Origin of the sequence: Deinococcus alpinitundrae (assembly GCF_009982895.1) — a bacterium.
Taxonomy (GTDB): domain Bacteria; phylum Deinococcota; class Deinococci; order Deinococcales; family Deinococcaceae; genus Deinococcus; species Deinococcus alpinitundrae.
Genome location: NZ_WXZL01000002.1, coordinates 188222 through 203473, shown reverse-complemented (window position 1 = coordinate 203473; position 15252 = coordinate 188222). Strand labels below are relative to the sequence as shown.

Annotated in this window: 13 protein-coding genes; 9 read left to right on the top strand and 4 right to left on the bottom strand. The window is 64.2% G+C overall.

All coding sequences use genetic code 11. The features are described 5' to 3' along the window. Window positions 1–30: 30 nt before the first annotated feature. The 4 genes from murQ to GUI70_RS02585 all read right to left on the bottom strand — a co-directional run bounded on the left by murQ (window position 31) and on the right by GUI70_RS02585 (window position 3798). Window positions 31–972, bottom strand: coding sequence for an N-acetylmuramic acid 6-phosphate etherase (gene murQ / locus GUI70_RS02600; protein WP_161880735.1), 942 nt, complete (start codon window positions 970–972; stop codon window positions 31–33). After that, window positions 969–1880: an N-acetylglucosamine kinase gene (locus GUI70_RS02595; RefSeq protein ID WP_161880734.1), complete on the bottom strand. Its 912-nt coding sequence runs from the start codon at window positions 1878–1880 to the stop codon at window positions 969–971. The genes murQ and GUI70_RS02595 overlap by 4 nt, the downstream gene beginning before the upstream one ends. Before the next feature lie 170 nt (window positions 1881–2050). Then, window positions 2051–3298, bottom strand: coding sequence for a cytochrome P450 (locus GUI70_RS02590; protein WP_161880733.1), 1248 nt, complete (start codon window positions 3296–3298; stop codon window positions 2051–2053). After that, window positions 3295–3798, bottom strand: coding sequence for a MarR family winged helix-turn-helix transcriptional regulator (locus GUI70_RS02585; protein ID WP_161880732.1), 504 nt, complete (start codon window positions 3796–3798; stop codon window positions 3295–3297). Before GUI70_RS02585 ends, GUI70_RS02590 begins: the two co-directional genes overlap by 4 nt. 283 nt (window positions 3799–4081) lie before the next feature. On the opposite strand from GUI70_RS02585, the gene GUI70_RS02580 reads away from it, so the two are divergent. The 9 genes from GUI70_RS02580 to GUI70_RS02540 all read left to right on the top strand — a co-directional run bounded on the left by GUI70_RS02580 (window position 4082) and on the right by GUI70_RS02540 (window position 15054). Further along, window positions 4082–4942, top strand: a complete 861-nt coding sequence (locus GUI70_RS02580; protein WP_237724654.1) for an ABC transporter permease — start codon at window positions 4082–4084, stop codon at window positions 4940–4942. After that, entirely contained in the window at window positions 4942–5862 is a 921-nt protein-coding gene (locus GUI70_RS02575) for an ABC transporter permease (protein ID WP_161880730.1), read from the top strand. Before GUI70_RS02580 ends, GUI70_RS02575 begins: the two co-directional genes overlap by 1 nt. 39 nt (window positions 5863–5901) lie before the next feature. Beyond that, window positions 5902–7518 carry an ABC transporter substrate-binding protein gene (locus GUI70_RS02570; RefSeq protein WP_161880729.1) on the top strand — a complete coding sequence of 539 codons (1617 nt, stop codon included), beginning with the start codon at window positions 5902–5904 and terminating at the stop codon, window positions 7516–7518. A 52-nt stretch (window positions 7519–7570) separates the two neighbouring features. Beyond that, window positions 7571–8500 carry an acetamidase/formamidase family protein gene (locus GUI70_RS02565; protein ID WP_161880728.1) on the top strand — a complete coding sequence of 310 codons (930 nt, stop codon included), beginning with the start codon at window positions 7571–7573 and terminating at the stop codon, window positions 8498–8500. Between the two features lie 596 nt (window positions 8501–9096). Then, complete coding sequence (locus tag GUI70_RS02560; RefSeq protein ID WP_161880727.1) at window positions 9097–9897, top strand: IclR family transcriptional regulator; 801 nt, start codon at window positions 9097–9099, stop codon at window positions 9895–9897. A gap of 93 nt (window positions 9898–9990) precedes the next feature. Beyond that, window positions 9991–11559, top strand: coding sequence for an ABC transporter substrate-binding protein (locus GUI70_RS02555; RefSeq protein WP_161880726.1), 1569 nt, complete (start codon window positions 9991–9993; stop codon window positions 11557–11559). 49 nt (window positions 11560–11608) lie between these two features. After that, on the top strand, window positions 11609–12556 hold the full coding sequence (locus GUI70_RS02550) for an ABC transporter permease (protein ID WP_161880725.1): 948 nt from the start codon (window positions 11609–11611) through the stop codon (window positions 12554–12556). A 9-nt stretch (window positions 12557–12565) separates the two neighbouring features. Next, complete coding sequence (locus GUI70_RS02545; RefSeq protein WP_161880724.1) at window positions 12566–13444, top strand: ABC transporter permease; 879 nt, start codon at window positions 12566–12568, stop codon at window positions 13442–13444. A gap of 44 nt (window positions 13445–13488) precedes the next feature. Continuing rightward, the gene (locus GUI70_RS02540) at window positions 13489–15054 is read left to right on the top strand and encodes an ABC transporter substrate-binding protein (protein ID WP_161880723.1); all 1566 of its coding nucleotides are present in this window, start codon (window positions 13489–13491) and stop codon (window positions 15052–15054) included. Window positions 15055–15252 lie beyond the last annotated feature (198 nt).

Below are 15252 nucleotides of genomic sequence, written 5' to 3'. Positions count from 1 at the left end.
TAATTCAAAAAACGATATATGAACAGGTGCTCAGATATCCTCCGACTCCGCCACCTCGTTCAGGGCCGCCCGTGTGTGGCCGCCCACCGCTGTCAGCCGGGCGCGGGCTTCCTGTACGTCCAGCCTGCCGCGCAGCATCACCACAGCGGTCTTGACCTGCATTCCGGCCTGCTCCAGCGCCTGACTCGCCTCGGCCTCGCTTGCCCCGCTGGCGTGCTGGGTGAGCTTCATGGCGCGGCGGCGCAGCTTGGCGTTGGTCGCCATCAAGTCCACCATCAGGTTGCCGTATACCTTGCCCAACCGCACCATCAAGCTGCTGGAAAAGGTGTTGAGTGCGATCTTCTGAGCGGTTCCAGCTTTCAGGCGGGTGCTGCCGCTGATGACTTCCGGCCCGGTATCCAGCTCAATCGGGGCTTCGGCGGTGCGGGCCAGCGGGCTGCCGGGGTTGTTGGTGACGCCGATGGTCAGCGCCCCTGATTGCCGCGCCCACCGCACGCAGGCCAGGGCATAAGGGGTGGTGCCGCTGGCCGCCAGCGCGATCACCACGTCGTTGGGGGTGAGCTGGGCAGCCCGCATGTCCGTTTCGGCCAGTGCCTCGTCGTCCTCCGCGCCCTCAGCGGCCCGGAACATGGCGCTCTCGCCGCCCGCGATCAGGGTGAGTAAGCGCTCGGGCGGCCAGGAAAAGGTAGGCAGCAGTTCCACCCCGTCCAGCACGCCCAGCCGCCCAGAGGTACCCGCGCCCACGTAAACCAAGCGCCCCTGGCCCGCCTGCAAGCGCTGGTAGGCGAGGTCCACCGCCCGCACAATCTGCGCCTCGGCCCGCGCCACCGCCTGCGCGGCCAGGAATTGATCTTCGCTCAGTGCGCGAACCAATTCGGCTGTCGGGTATTCGTCCAGGCGCGGATGCTGGCTGCTGGGCTGCTCGGTACTCAGCGATGCAGAGTCAGTGTGACCGGGCAGGGGAGGCGTCATCTGGACACTTCTTCCCGCAATAGGCCGAGCTGCCGGGCCAGCACCGGGCCGCCCAGCAGGGGAGAGACGCCGGGCCTGAACTGGACGCGAGGCCCCAGCGCTCCTTGCAGCGCCGCCAGCACCCGCGAATTGACCGCGCCGCCCGCTGCTGCCACGAGCTGGCCGCCCGTGCGCTCCAGTACCACCCGGCCCAGCCGCGCCAGTTCTTCCCCGGCTTGCTGCTGAATACGCAGGGCATCGGGGTCGCCGTCCAGGGCGGCTCGGTACACGGCGGGCGCGAGTCGGGCGAGGGCGGCACGGCCCCCGGCGTAGACGTGAGCGCGGATGTCCGGCCACGCCCGGCTGCCGACAGCGGCGTAGAGCGCGGCGGCCAGCGGCGTTTCAGGGTGCTGCTCATCCGCTTGCCTCAAGACGGCCCTCAGTCCCTCGCGCCCCTGCCAGAACGCCCCGCCCGCGTCGTCGATCAAAAAGCCGTGCCCGCCCGCCCGCATGACCTCGCCGCCCTCACTGCGGTGGTAGGCCATGCTGCCGGTTCCAGCATAGATCAGCGTGCCCTCGCTGGGCAAAAAGTGGGCGGCATACGCCAGATGTAGGTCATCGGTGACAGACACGGCATTGGGGGAGAGCTGAAACGTCTGAGCGATCAGCGCTGCAATCAGGGGGATGTTCTCGGCTTGCAGACCTGCCACACCCGCGACCACACCCTCAATTTTGGCAGCGGGATGGGCTTGAACCCCGGCGTGAATGGTACTCAGCCCCTGCGTCAGCGCTTCCCGTGCACCAGCGGTATACAGGTGGCCGGAAATGGGGGCCGCCGAACCACTGGCCTGCAACTGGTCGCCAGCAAACACGCCCCACTTGCTGCTGCTGCCCCCCAGATCAAGGGTCAGTACAACGTCCCCTCGCATCACGCGCATTTCTCTGGGTTGATGGCAACCTTCATCTGAACTCCTGTGCGGCGGCTAAGAGGTATTGGATTGGTATATTGACACAGCCGGGAGGGGTCTGCAAGCGGTTCGAGAAAGCGCGGCGGGCCAGAGCATCTGGCCGCGCCGCGTCAAGGGAAGGGGGTTGACGTTTAGTGGGCGGCTGCTCCCGCGCCCAGCGCCACCCGGAAGCCGCGCAGCTCGTAGCCCTTGACCACCTCGTTGTAGTGCACTCTCGGCGGCGTGACGATGCGTAGATCGTTCCAGATCAGCAGACGACGTAAGAACACGTCACTTTCCTTGATCGCCAGAAACGCGCCGGGGCAGCGGTGGTGGCCGTCGCCGAAGGCCAGCACGGGAGCTTGCACGCCGCGTGGCAAGCTGCGTCCCGGACAGACTTCCAGCGGGCGCTCGCCTACCGCCTGCCCGTCGCTGTTGGCTTCCTGCACGTTGAGCGCCAGCAAGCTGCCCTGCGGAATATGCTGGCCGTCGATGGTCAGGTCCTGCTCGGCGCGGCGGTAGAGCGTGGAGACCACCGGCTCCAGCCGCAAAATCTCGTGCAGGATGGCGTGGCGCTCCTTTTCGGTGGCGTGCAGGTACTCGCTTCGGAGTTCGGGATTCTTCAGCAGATGCCAGGCGGCGGCGCTGATAAATTCCCGCGTGGTGACCATCCCGGCGGTGCCGTAGGTCAGGCACTCGGTCAGAATTTCCACATCGTTGTAGTTCTTGTCGATCAGGTGGCTGATCAGGTCGTCGCGGCGCTCCTTCTTGCGGGCCTGAATAGCGGGTTTGACGTCTAAGGCAAAGAACAGCGCCAGGTTGGCCTGCTGCTTGAGGGCCGCGCCCCGGCTGCGAACCTGCGCTGCGCCCGGCTCGCTGTCGCCGCCGCCGTCCACGAAGGCGGTGATGCGCTGCTCCATGCCCGGCAGGCGGCTGCTGGTCAGGCCGACGACCTGCGCAGCCACGTTGACCGCCAGCTTGAGGCTCAGATCGTCCAGGTTGACTTCGCCTTTGGCCGCCAGCTGCCCGATCAGGTCGTCGGCCAGGGCCGCGATCATCGGCTGGTACTCGGCCACCGACGTCGGGGTGAAGTAGCGGGCGGTGTCGCGGCGCATGCTGTGATGCGTCTCGCCCTCGGAAAACAGCACCGGGGGCTGCTTGAGACCGCCCATCTTGGCGGCCATCTCCGACATGAATCCGGCCTGGCGCACGCCCTCGTCCTTGAGCACCGCCCGCGCCGCCTGAAAGCTGTGGACGCGGTAGACGCCGCGCCCGTCGATCTCGATGGCCGCGCCGCTTTTGGAGAGCTGGTCCTCGCGGCGGGTCAGCGGCGGAATCGCCGCATCGGGACCGTTTGAATCGTGAAAGGGGCAGGTGCCTTCGGTGGGATGCTGGGTCATGGTTGCTCCAGGGCAGTGGTGGGGAAGTGAGGAGAAAGTGGAGGTGGGTCGCCGTGCCTGATCAGCGCGGCCAGCTGTTCCAGGGAGCCGGTGAGGATGTCCAGCGGCGGCCCCAGCGCGTGCAGCGGCGGTTGGGTAACCGCCTGCACCGTCGTTAGCGCCGCGCTCCACAGCGCCTGCCCCGACGGCGTGGCGCTCAGGCGGCGGCGGCGGGCGTTGGCCGGGTCGCTCAGCCGCGTGATGGCCCCCAGACGGTCCAGGCGGTCCAGCGTGCGGCTGACCTCGTAGTTGGGAATGCTCATGGCGGCGGCCAGCTCACCGGGCGAGGTTGCGCCCCCTTGCACGTAACTCAGCGCGATAAAAGCCCGCAGATCGAGGCCGTGCTGGCGCGTCAGTGCGCAGTCCACCGGCTGCGCCAGCGCCTGCCACAGCGTCCAGTACGCGTTCAGGAAACGCAGCGGCTGGGCGCTCAAATCTGGGATGTGGTGAGCTTCAAGCACACTTGCATTCTGCAATCAAAGCATGAGAGCGAATCTCAGGTTGGATGGTTCACCGCCGAACCAAGGTGGGCCTGCTTGATCGTTGTGCGGGCCAGCTGATAGTTCTCAGCCACGAACAGGAGTATCGTGCCCGTGTGGACCCCGGCACCTTTCGCCCTCTGGGCCAGATTCCCCGTTCTGTTCGCCTGCCTGCCGTGTCCCTCCACGTTTGCCCGGCCTGCCTTGTGCCCCAGCGGTCTTACTCCACCGGGGTCGCTTGACCGCCCTTCCTGCCCTGGCGGTTGTGCCCCAGCGGACGCGCTCGGTGGCGTGGCGACGCTTCTCGCGAGACAAGGCAGCCCTGACCGGCTTGATGCTCTGCACCCTGATCGTGCTGGCCGCGCTGCTGGCTCCCTGGCTCGCGCCGCACGACCCCAATTTCCAGTTTCCCGATGGCCTGTCTCTTGACGGCGCGCCGCAGCCGCCGGGCCGGGCCTTTTTGCTGGGCACCGATCTGCTGGGCCGCGACCTGCTTTCCCGGTTGCTGTGGGGTGCGCGGGCTTCTTTGCTGGTGGGCCTGATTGCCAACGGCATCGCGGTGGTCATCGGGGTGCTGGTGGGCGCGCTGGGTGGACTGGCGCGCGGTGTCGTGGGCACCCTGATCATGCGCTTTACCGACGTGATGATGGCCTTCCCGGTGCTGCTGCTCGCCATCGCGCTGACGGCCATCCTGCGCCCCAGCCTGTGGATCGTGACCCTGGTCATTGCGCTTCTCAACTGGGTGGCGGTGGCGCGGGTCGTCTATGCCCAAGTCGTCTCGCTGCGCGAGCGTGAGTTCGTGGAGGCGGCCCAGGCCGTCGGCGCGTCGGGCAGCCGGATTCTGCGGCGGCACGTTTTGCCGCATCTGCTGCCCACCGCGCTGGTGTGGGGGTCACTCGGCATCGGCACCACCGTGCTGCTGGAGGCGACCCTGTCGTTTCTGGGGGTGGGGGTGCAGCCGCCCACACCGAGCTGGGGCGGCATCATCAATGAGTCGCAGAGTTACCTCACGACGGCTCCCTGGCTGGTGCTGTGTCCCGGCGCGGCCATCTTGCTGACCTCGCTAGGGTTCAATCTGCTGGGCGAGGGCCTGCGCGACGCCCTCGACCCGCACGGACGCGGCTGATGCTGACCTTCAGCGCCTCGCGGGTGCTGCAAAGCCTGGGCGTCCTCCTGATCGCCTCGCTGATGACGTTCAGCCTGATTTTCCTGCTGCCCGCTGACCCGGCGCGCTTGGTGGCCGGGCCGAGCGCCAGCGTGCAGACAGTGGGCAGCATCCGGCGAGAGCTGGGGCTGGACCGCCCGTTCGCCGCCCAGTACGCCCTCTACCTCGGCCACCTGCTGCAGGGTGACCTGGGCCGGTCCTACAAGCAGCAGACCGGCGTGCGTGAGCTGATCGCCTCGCGCGTTTGGGCGACCTTCCAACTGATGCTGGGAGCGATCTTCCTGGAATTGCTGCTGGGGTTGCCGCTGGGCATCTGGGCGGCCTTGCGGCGTGGGCGCTGGCCGGACCGCCTGGTCATGGGGTTCGCCTTCCTGGGGGCTTCTGCGCCTCAGTTCTGGCTGGGCCTGAGCCTGGTGTATCTGCTCGCCTACGGTCTGAACCTCTTTCCGCTGGGCGGCTACGGGGGCTTATCGCACCTGTTTTTGCCCGCGCTCACGCTCGGCCTGGGCGGGGCGGGCTGGTATGCGCGGGTGATCCGCTCCAGTCTGCTGGACGTGCTTTCGCGCGATTATGTCCGCACCGCCCGTGCCAAGGGCCTGTCCGGCAGCCGGGTCGTTGTGCGCCACGCGCTTCGCAACGCCGTCTCGCCCATCGTCAGCATGATCGGCCTCGATATCGGCGTCTTCATGGGCGGGGTCGTGGTGGTGGAGAGCGTCTTCGGCTGGCCGGGGCTGGGACGGCTGGTCTGGGACGCCATCCGGGTCGTGGATATTCCGGTGATTGTCGGCGTGGTGATCTTCAGCGCCCTGATCATCACGCTCGCCAATCTGCTGGCCGACCTCGTGCAGCTCCTGATCGACCCGCGTATTCGCTACTCGTAGGCCACCTCCAACTGATCTTGATAGGGCGAAGGGAGAGATATGAAAAGACGAACCGGCACCACCCTGATTGGCCTGACGCTCCTCGTGACCGGCGTGCTGAGCAGTGCCCGCGCCGCGCCCCAGCAGGGCGGCAGCATCACCGTCTCGTACAAGGACGACGTCACCACGCTCGACCCCGCCGTCGGTTACGACTACCAGAACTGGCCGATGGAGAAGATGGTCTTCGACGCCCTGCTCGACTACGTTCCCGGCGGCACCACCCTGACGCCGCGCCTGGCCGCCAAGATGCCGGAGGTGTCGAAGGACGGTAAGACCTACACCTTCACGCTCAGAACGGGCGTCAAGTTTCACAACGGGCGCACCATGACGGCGAGCGACGTGAAGTACAGTCTGGAGCGCGTGCTCGATCCCAAGACCAAGAGTCCGGGGCAGAGCTTTTACACCGGCATTGCGGGCGCGCAGGCGTTCGTGGACGGCAAGGCCAAGGCGGTGTCAGGCATCACGGTGCTGGCCCCCGATAAAGTCAGGATCACGCTGGACGCGCCCAACGCCGCCTTCCTCAACATCATGGCGATGAATTTCGCCTTCATCGTGCCCAAGGAGGCCGTCGCCAAAGCTGGAGCGGACTTCGGCCACCAGCCGGTCGGCACCGGGCCGTTCACGCTCAAGTCGTGGGTCAGCGGCCAGCAACTCGAGTTTGCCCGCAATCCGAACTACTTCATCAAAGGGATGCCGCATCTCGACGGGGTGACGGTCAAGGTGGGCCTCGACCCCAGCGTGGCCTACCTTAGCCTTCAGCGCGGCGAGATCGATCTGCTCGGTGACGGCATTCCGCCCGCCCAGTTCTTGCAGGTGACACGCGACCCCAAGCTCAAGGCCAATGTGTTTTCCAAAACGTCGGTCAACACGACTTACCTTACCCTCAACACGGGCATCAAGCCGCTGAATGACGTGCGGGTGCGCCAGGCCATCAACATGGCGATCAACAAGACCAAGATTCTGCGAATCATTAACGGGCGCGGCGAACTGGCCAAGAGCGTGCTGCCGCCGCTGATGCCCGGTTACGATAAGGCCGAGGCTGGATACGTCTACGACCCCGCCAAGGCCAAAGCGCTGCTGGCGGCGGCGGGGATGAAAAGCGGCTTCGAGACCACCCTCTACACCACCTCCACCGACCCCAACCCGCGCATCGCCCAAAGCATTCAACAAGACCTCGCCCAGATCGGTGTGAAGGTGCAGCTCAAGAGCCTGGCCCAGAGCAGTGTCATCGACGCGGCGGGCACGCCCAAGACGGCGGCGATGGTCTGGTCGGGGGGACTCGCCTGGACCCAGGACTACCCCGACCCCAGCGACTTCTACTGGCCGATTTTGTCGTGCAAGAGTGCGGTGCAGGGCGGCTGGAACTGGCCGTTCGTGTGCGACAAGGCGCTCGATGCCCGCGCCGACAAGGCCGACCGGATGGTGGCCCCCGCTCAGCAGACGGCCCGCCTGAAGGAATACGCCAGCATCTTCGCGGCCATGAACAAGCAGGCGGTGTGGGTGCCGGTGTTCCACGAGGTGCGCTACACCATGAAGTCGGACCGGCTGGTGGGCAGTGTGGATGACCTGCTGGACCCGACGCATTTTATCAATTACGAGCGCCTGTCGGTGAAGTGAGGCCAGCCGCCTGCATCTTTCCTGCGTTCACCCTTGAAGGAGTCACCCCGCCATGACCGCCAAGCCCAGATGCACCATCCACGATCACCACTACGGCTGGGACAACAGCCTCGCGCCTGCGCTGGAAGTTGAGAGCGGCGAGATTATCGAATTCGAAGTCGTCGATTCCGGCGGCGGCCAGTTCACGCCCACATCTACCGCCGCCGACGTGACTGCTCTGGACTTCTCTAAGATCAATCCCGTCACTGGTCCGGTTTACGTGCATGGAGCTGAGCCGGGCGACGCCCTGACGGTGGACATTCTGGAATTCCGGCCTTCCGGGTTCGGCTGGACGGCCATCATCCCCGGCTTCGGACTGCTGGCCGACGAGTTTGCCGAGCCGTACCTCAAGCTGTGGCAGTACAGCGACAAATCGGCGGAGTTTCATCATGGCATCTCGGTGCCGGTGCGCCCCTTTCCCGGTACCATCGGCAACGCGCCCGCCGAGCCGGGGCACCACAGCGTCGTGCCGCCGAGGGCCGTGGGCGGCAACATGGACATCCGCGACCTGACGGCGGGCAGTACCCTGCATCTGCCTGTAGCAGTCAAGGGCGCGCTCTTTTCGGTGGGCGACACGCACGCGGCCCAGGGTGACGGCGAGGTGTGCGGCACCGCCATCGAGTCGGCCATGCACATCACGCTGCGCTTCACGCTGAAGAAGGCCGCTCACCTGAAAACGCCACGCTTCTCGACGCCCGGCCCGGTGACCGGACACATTGACCAGCAGGGTTACCACGTCACCACCGGCCTCGGCCCCGACCTCTACGCCGCCGCGCAGGACGCCACCCGCCACATGATCGACTTCATGACGGCGGAATATGGCTTGAGTGCCCAGGATGCCTACCTGCTGTGCAGCGTCGCCGCCGACCTGCGTATCAGCGAGATCGTGGACGCGCCCAACTGGCTGGTCGGGCTGTATCTGCCCAAGAGCCTTTTCCGGTAGGAGGCGTCTCGGAAGTCCGCGTTCCAGCCGGCCAGATAAGCGATACCGCCTGCGTTCAAGACGCTGGAATTCGGATGTGTTGCCCTAGAAATGGAGGATTGTTCGGCAGAGCCTCTCGTTGCTGGGAGGCAGGAAAGATGTCCACCGCTGCTCGCCTGCTTGAATCGAGATTGCCCTGAGATACCACGGCCCCAGTCGAGAAGACTGGGGCGCTTCTTTTTCTGCGTTCTGAACTCTTTTGGGCGTATTGAGTGTTAGGGGCAAGGATCTTTGACTAGACCCTTCTCAGGAGCTTTATGGTTAGATGAGAAATACCAATTATCGGAGATATGCTTTCTTAATCAACTTCTATACAGAAGTAAAAGTCGAGAGCATAGAAACACTGCGGCACTTTTTAGAGTGTCTTAGACAGAAAAACCCACCTCTAGAACGATCTACCGAGATATTTCCTACTTGAAGTCATGATTTCTGGTAACAGATTGCACCGTGCACCAATTCCTTGAGCTGACCGGTGGACTAGACAGGTTACCTACTGTGAGATCCAAAGGGACTAAGTTAAATCAACCCGTTTAACCGTTTCAACCAAAAGGGGGACCATGAGCCAAGTGGCCAGAGAAGCTCCGCGTTACCTGATTCAGTCGGCGGCCACCACCCTGGAGGTGCTGCTGGTCTTCGGGCACCCACCAGGCCACTTCAGCCCATCGGAAATCGCCGCGCGACTGGATATAGACCGCAACCAGGCGTTCCGTTGCCTGCGCACCTTGCAGCATGTCGGGTTTGTGGGCCTTGGCGACGATGAGCGCTTCGTTCTGACCCCGCTGGCCGCCCACCTCGCCTCCTCGGCTCGGCCCACCAGCTTGAGCAGCGCGGCGCAGGCGGCTCTGGACGACCTTTCACTTTGTACTGGGGAGACCATTAACCTCTTTGCAAAGGAAGGCGAGGCTGTGATCCTCATCGACCACCGTGACGGCCTGCGGCCCGTGCGACTGGTGACTGAAGTGGGCCGCATGCCGTTTCCTCTGCATGCCGGCGCGTGTCCAAAAGCGGTCCTGGCATTCTTGAGCGCCACCGAGCAAGCTGCCGTGCTGGCCCGATTGCCGGAGTACCCCCGCTACACGCCCGACACGGCCACCGATCCCGACGTGCTGCGAAACGAATTGGAACAGATTCGCGCGCGCGGCTACGCCATCAGCGGTGGTGATGTGGACGTAGACGCGTGCGGTGTTGGCGCACCAATTTACGGCGCGGCAGGTCAGGTCGCTGGAGCAGTCAGCGTCGGCGGCCCGGCCTCACGCATGACGTCCGCGCGCCTTGACGAACTCGGGCAGCTCATCGTCGCCACCGCGCATCTGATCTCTCGTCAGCTCGGCTACAACGGGTCGTCTCCGGTGCCCTGAGAAGCGCGGTTTCTCTACGCTCTCCTTCCGCTCTGCCTTCGCCCGCCGTTCTCGCCCCTCCCGCTGGGCCGGGGGACATCAAGGAGTCGCAGCATGCCGCGAATGGTTCCCTTGCTCTTCAGCAGTCTCGTCGTCCTGAGTGCCGGGCTGGTCAGCGCCCAGGACACCGGCGGCAGCATCAATTTCGCCACCACCGCCGATCCGACCTTCAATCCCTGGAGCCCCACAGCGTTCGTGGAATCCAACTTGATTAACGAACTGATCTTTCCCGGCCTGACCCGCTGGGACAAGAACCTCAAGCCCGCTCCTGACCTGGCGACCTCTTGGAAAGCTTCTGCCGACGGTCTCAAGTGGACTTTCAATCTGCGCCGCAATGTCAAGTGGTCGGATGGGCAAGCGTTCAACGCCGCCGACGTGGCGTTTACCTTCAACGAGATCGTGCTGAAAAAGGAACTGGCGGCCAACGGCGGCAGCACCTGGCGCAACGCTGTGACCAAGGTGAACGTGGTCAACCCCTATCAGGTGGACTTCATTTTGTCGCGGCCGTGGGCCTCGCTGCCCACCTACCTCGGCTACTTCGCCGGCATCTTGCCGCAGCACAAGTTTGCGGGCGTGACCGATCCGTGGAAATTTACCGACTTCAACAAGCAAAATCCGGTGGGCACCGGCCCCTTCAAGGTCGCTCAGGTGATTTCCGGCGCAAGCGTCAAGCTGGTTCGTAACGACCTGTACTGGGGTGGCAAACCCAAGCTGGCAGCCGTCACCTTCAAGGTGATTCCCGACAGCAATGCCCAGCTCGCCCAGCTGCTTTCCGGCGACCTCGATCTGATCTCGGTGGGTAATCCGGAAACGGTCGAGCGCATCAAGGCCGCTCCCAACCTGACGGTCGACCTCTCCACCGCCAACGTTTACTACTTCGTGGCGCTCAATCAGGACGATCCCAGATTTCAGGATGTGCGGGTGCGTCAAGCGCTGCTCTACGCCATCGACCGCCCGGCCATGATCAAGAGCGTGCTCAAAGGGTACGGTCAGGTGGCCACAGGCCCGATTGCTCCGGTGCAGAAGGGTTTCTATACCAAGAATGTGCAGCAGTATCCCTACGACCCAGCCAAAGCCAAGGCGCTGCTCGCGGCGGCAGGGTACAAACCTGGCCCCAACGGTGTGTTGCAAAAAGATGGGAAACCGCTGATTATCAGCATGCCCACCGCCGCCTACCAGCAGCTCACGCCGATTTCCCTGCTGGTGCAGCAGTACTGGAAAGACATCGGCGTGCAGGCCGACCTCAAGACGCTCGACTGGAATTCCTACATTCAGCAGGTGATCGTCAAGCGCGATTATCAAGCGTCTGCCGCCTGGTGGTCGACGCCAGCTGACCCCGATGTGCTGCCGTACTATGATTCGAGTGCGGCCAATGTCGGCAACAACATTCCCAACTACAAGAATCCGAAGCTCGACGCGTTGCTGGAGCAGGGGCGCAAGGATACCGGCACGGCCCGCAAAGCCACCTATGTGCAGGCCCAGAAGCTGATGGCAACCGAGTTGCCTTACCTCTATCTGTGGTACCCGCAGAGCATCACAGCCTACAACAACCGCCTCACGGGGATGCGCGGCGTGACGTTGCCGGCCGATTTCCAGTACGCGGCCGAGTGGTCAGTGAAATAAATCTGGCCGCGCAGGGTAGGCCGCGGGTGCCGAAGGGGAGGTGTTTATTATGGTGGGGTTTCTGGGTCGCCGGATCGGTCAGGGTATGGTGGTGCTGCTCCTGATCTCGCTGGTCACCTTCTTTCTGATCAATCTCGCGCCGGGAGGCCCGAGTGCGGCGGCACGCTTCGAATCCACCGCAGAGGAGCGCGCCGCGATTCAAAAGCAACTGGGGCTTGACCGCCCCCTGCTCACACGCTACGGCAGCTGGGCGACCGGCGTGTTGCGGGGCGATTTCGGAGCCACACTCAGCGGCGGCCAGCCGGTTGCGCCGATTCTGCGCCAGCGGCTGGGCACCACCTTGCAACTGGGGCTGGCGGCGCTGGTGTTGTCGGTCGTCATCGGTATTCCGCTGGGGATCATCACCGCCATGCGCCGCAACTCGGTGCTCGACCATTCGGTCAATGCCTTGAGCACCCTGGGCATGAGCGTGCCGGACTTCTGGACCGGCATCATGGCGATTTTGCTCTTTGCCGTCACGCTCAAGGTGCTGCCCGCTTCGGGACTGGCCGATATGAGCGCCGGGTTCTCGCTCTCCGAGTGGCTCAGGCACATGATTCTCCCGGCAGGCGTGTTGGCGTTCGTGATGTTGCCGAATCTGGTGAGATTTACTCGCGCCTCGCTACTGGAAGTGCTGGGGGCCGATTACCTGCGAACGGCAAGGGCCAAGGGGGTGCGCGAGGGCCGCGTGATCGTCAAGCATGCCCTGAGAAACGCTTTCGTCCCGATCGTGGCGATGATCGGTCTGATTCTGCCGGCCCTGCTGAGCGGCTCGGTGATTATCGAGAGTGTCTTCGGACTCCCCGGTATGGGCCGGCTGGCGGTGGACGCCGCGCTGGGACGCGACTACAACACCATTATGGCCGTTACCCTGGCCGCCGGGTTCATCGTCATCCTGACCAATCTGGTTGTGGACCTCGCCTACACCGTCATTGACCCGAGGATTCGCCATGACTGAGCGTGTCTCGTGACCAGGGCCGCGACCGTGCCGCCTGCTGGCGAAGTCCGTCAGCGCCGCACAGGCTTGCTGCCCCGGCTGCTGCGCCACCCGGTCGGCATCACCGCCGTGCTGGTGCTTGCAGTGCTCTATGCCGCCGCTTTCCTGGGGCCGTTCGTGTACAGTGCCTCGCCAATTACCACCGACGCCCTCAACACCACCGCCTCGCCCAGCGCCCAGCACCTGTTGGGCACCGACGAGCTGGGCCGCGACGTGCTGGCACGCCTGCTCTACGGCGGGCGAATTACGCTGACCATCAGCATCGTCAGCATGGTGGTGGCTCTTAGCATCGGCTCACTGGTGGGGGCGCTGGCGGGGTTTTATCAGGGCTGGACCGAAACGCTGCTGATGCGCCTCGTGGACACCTTCATGGCCATCCCCAGCTTCTTTCTGATTCTGGCGGCCATTGCCGTGCTGGGCAATGCGCCGGCGGTGGTGGTCACGGTCATCGGGCTGGGGTTCTGGCCGCAGGTGGCGCGCATCGTTCACGCCGAGGTCAGCAAGATTCGCAACTTCGAGTTCGTCGAGGCGGGCCGGGCGCTGGGCGCGAGCGGCTCCCGGCTGATCTGGCGGCACGTCTTTCCGCAGGCCCTTCCGGCAGCGGCCGTGCTGACCACCCTGGGGATCGCTTGGTCTATTCTCACCGAAACCGGCCTGAGCTACCTGGGTCTGGGCATTCAGCCGCCGCTGGCGTCCTGGGGCAACATGCTACAAAACGCCCAGACCTATTTCTGGGTCAAGCCCATGCTGGCGATTTACCCGGGGGCCGTCATCGCCCTGGCCGTGCTGTGCTTCAACTTGCTCGGCAACGTGCTGCGTGATCTTACTGATCCGCGCAGCCGATTTTAATTCAGCCATTTACGCGGGCGCTTGAAGCGTCACAAGGAGAAAAGATGAAAAACTGGTTTGTTAGTGGACTTCTGCTTATCGGCGGCGCGGCGGCCCAGAGTGCCTCGGCCCAGGCCATCACTTTCGGTCTCAGCGGCGAGCCGATCAGCCTCGATCCCTGCGTCACCTCCGACGGCAACGGCGCGTACGTGCAGACCCAGATCTACAACGGGCTGATCAAATTCAAGCCCGGCACGGTGGAGTTGCAGCCCGATCTGGCGTTGCGCTGGACGACCAGCGACGACGGCCTGACCTGGACCTTTTATCTGCGCCAGAACGTCAAGTTTCAGGACGGCACGCCGCTGAATGCCGAGGCGGTACGCTTCAATTTCATGCGCTGGTGGGACCCCAAGTCCGGCTACAGCGGCGGCAAGGACTTTCAGGGCTGGTCGGACAATGTGGGCGGCTACAAGGGCGCGCCTGGCTCCATCGTCAAGGACGTGCGGGTCAAGAACGCCTACGCCGTGGAGATCGTGCTGAACAATCCGTACCCTGCGCTCGGCGCGCTGCTGGCCGATTCGGGCCTCTTCGGCATCGCCAGCCCCACCGCCATCAAGAAAAATCCGGCGCAGTACGGCACTCCGGCGGGCCTGGCCGTGGGCACCGGGCCGTTCATGCTGACCAAGTGGACCAGCGGTGTCAATGTGCAGCTCGCCAAGAATCCCAATTATTTCAATGCCGGGTTGCCCAAGTCCGACAACCTCACCTTCCGCTTCATCAAGGAACCCAGCAGCCGCCTCAACGAGTTGCTGGCCGGGGGAGTGGACATCGCTGGCGATCTGCTGCCTGACCAGCTCCAGTCGCTCAGAGCCAATGCCAAGCTCAAGCCGCTGCTGCGCCCGGCGCTCAATCTCGGCTACCTGGGCCTGAATACCAGCTACAAGCCGCTCTCGGACGTGCGGGTGCGTCAGGCCATCGCCACGGCGCTCAACAAGAAAGCCATCGTGGACGCCTTCTGGAATGGGCTGGGCCTCACCGACGCTCACCTGATTCCGCCGCCACTTTCCAAGAGCTATTCCAAGAATGTGACCGACTACAAGTACGATCCCGCCGCCGCTAAAAAATTGCTGGCCGCCGCTGGATACCCGAACGGCTTCACGCTCGACTTGTGGTATATGCCGGTGAGCCGCCCGTATTACCCGACGCCCAAGCCGATTGCCGAGGCGATGGCCGCCGACCTCACCGCCATCGGCATCAAGGTGAACCTCAAGACCGAGGACTGGGGCGCGTACCTGCAACACCGCTCGGAAGGCAAGTTGCAGGCCTTTATGCTCGGCTATATCTACGCCACTGACGCCGACAACGCCTACACCAACCTGCTCGCACCTGGTTCCACTGGCGATATCAGCTGGACCAGCCCGGAAGTCAATGCGGCGATGGACGCAGCCCGCAAGCTGCCCAGCGCTGACAAACGCCAGCAGTACTACCAGAAAGTGGACGAGATCATGTTCCGCGAGGCGGTGCGGATTCCGGTGGTGCACTCGCGGCTGCTCGTCGCCAGCGGCGCGGCGGTCAAGGGTTGGGTGCCGAGTCCGACAGGCTCGGAGAAGCTCGATACCGTGGACAAGTAGAGAATCGTCCACCCGGCGGGCCGGTCAGCGTGCCTGCCGGGTGGATTGTGAGTGGGACGGGTGTCCGTTGGAGCCGTTCTGAGGCGCCAGAAGAATTCCAGCGCAACTTCGGTGCGTCTCCGCCGAACACTTCCCAGTTCCTACTTGCCACTCCCCACTTCCCGAACAGCCAAGTCCCCACACGCCAAAGGAGCCGTC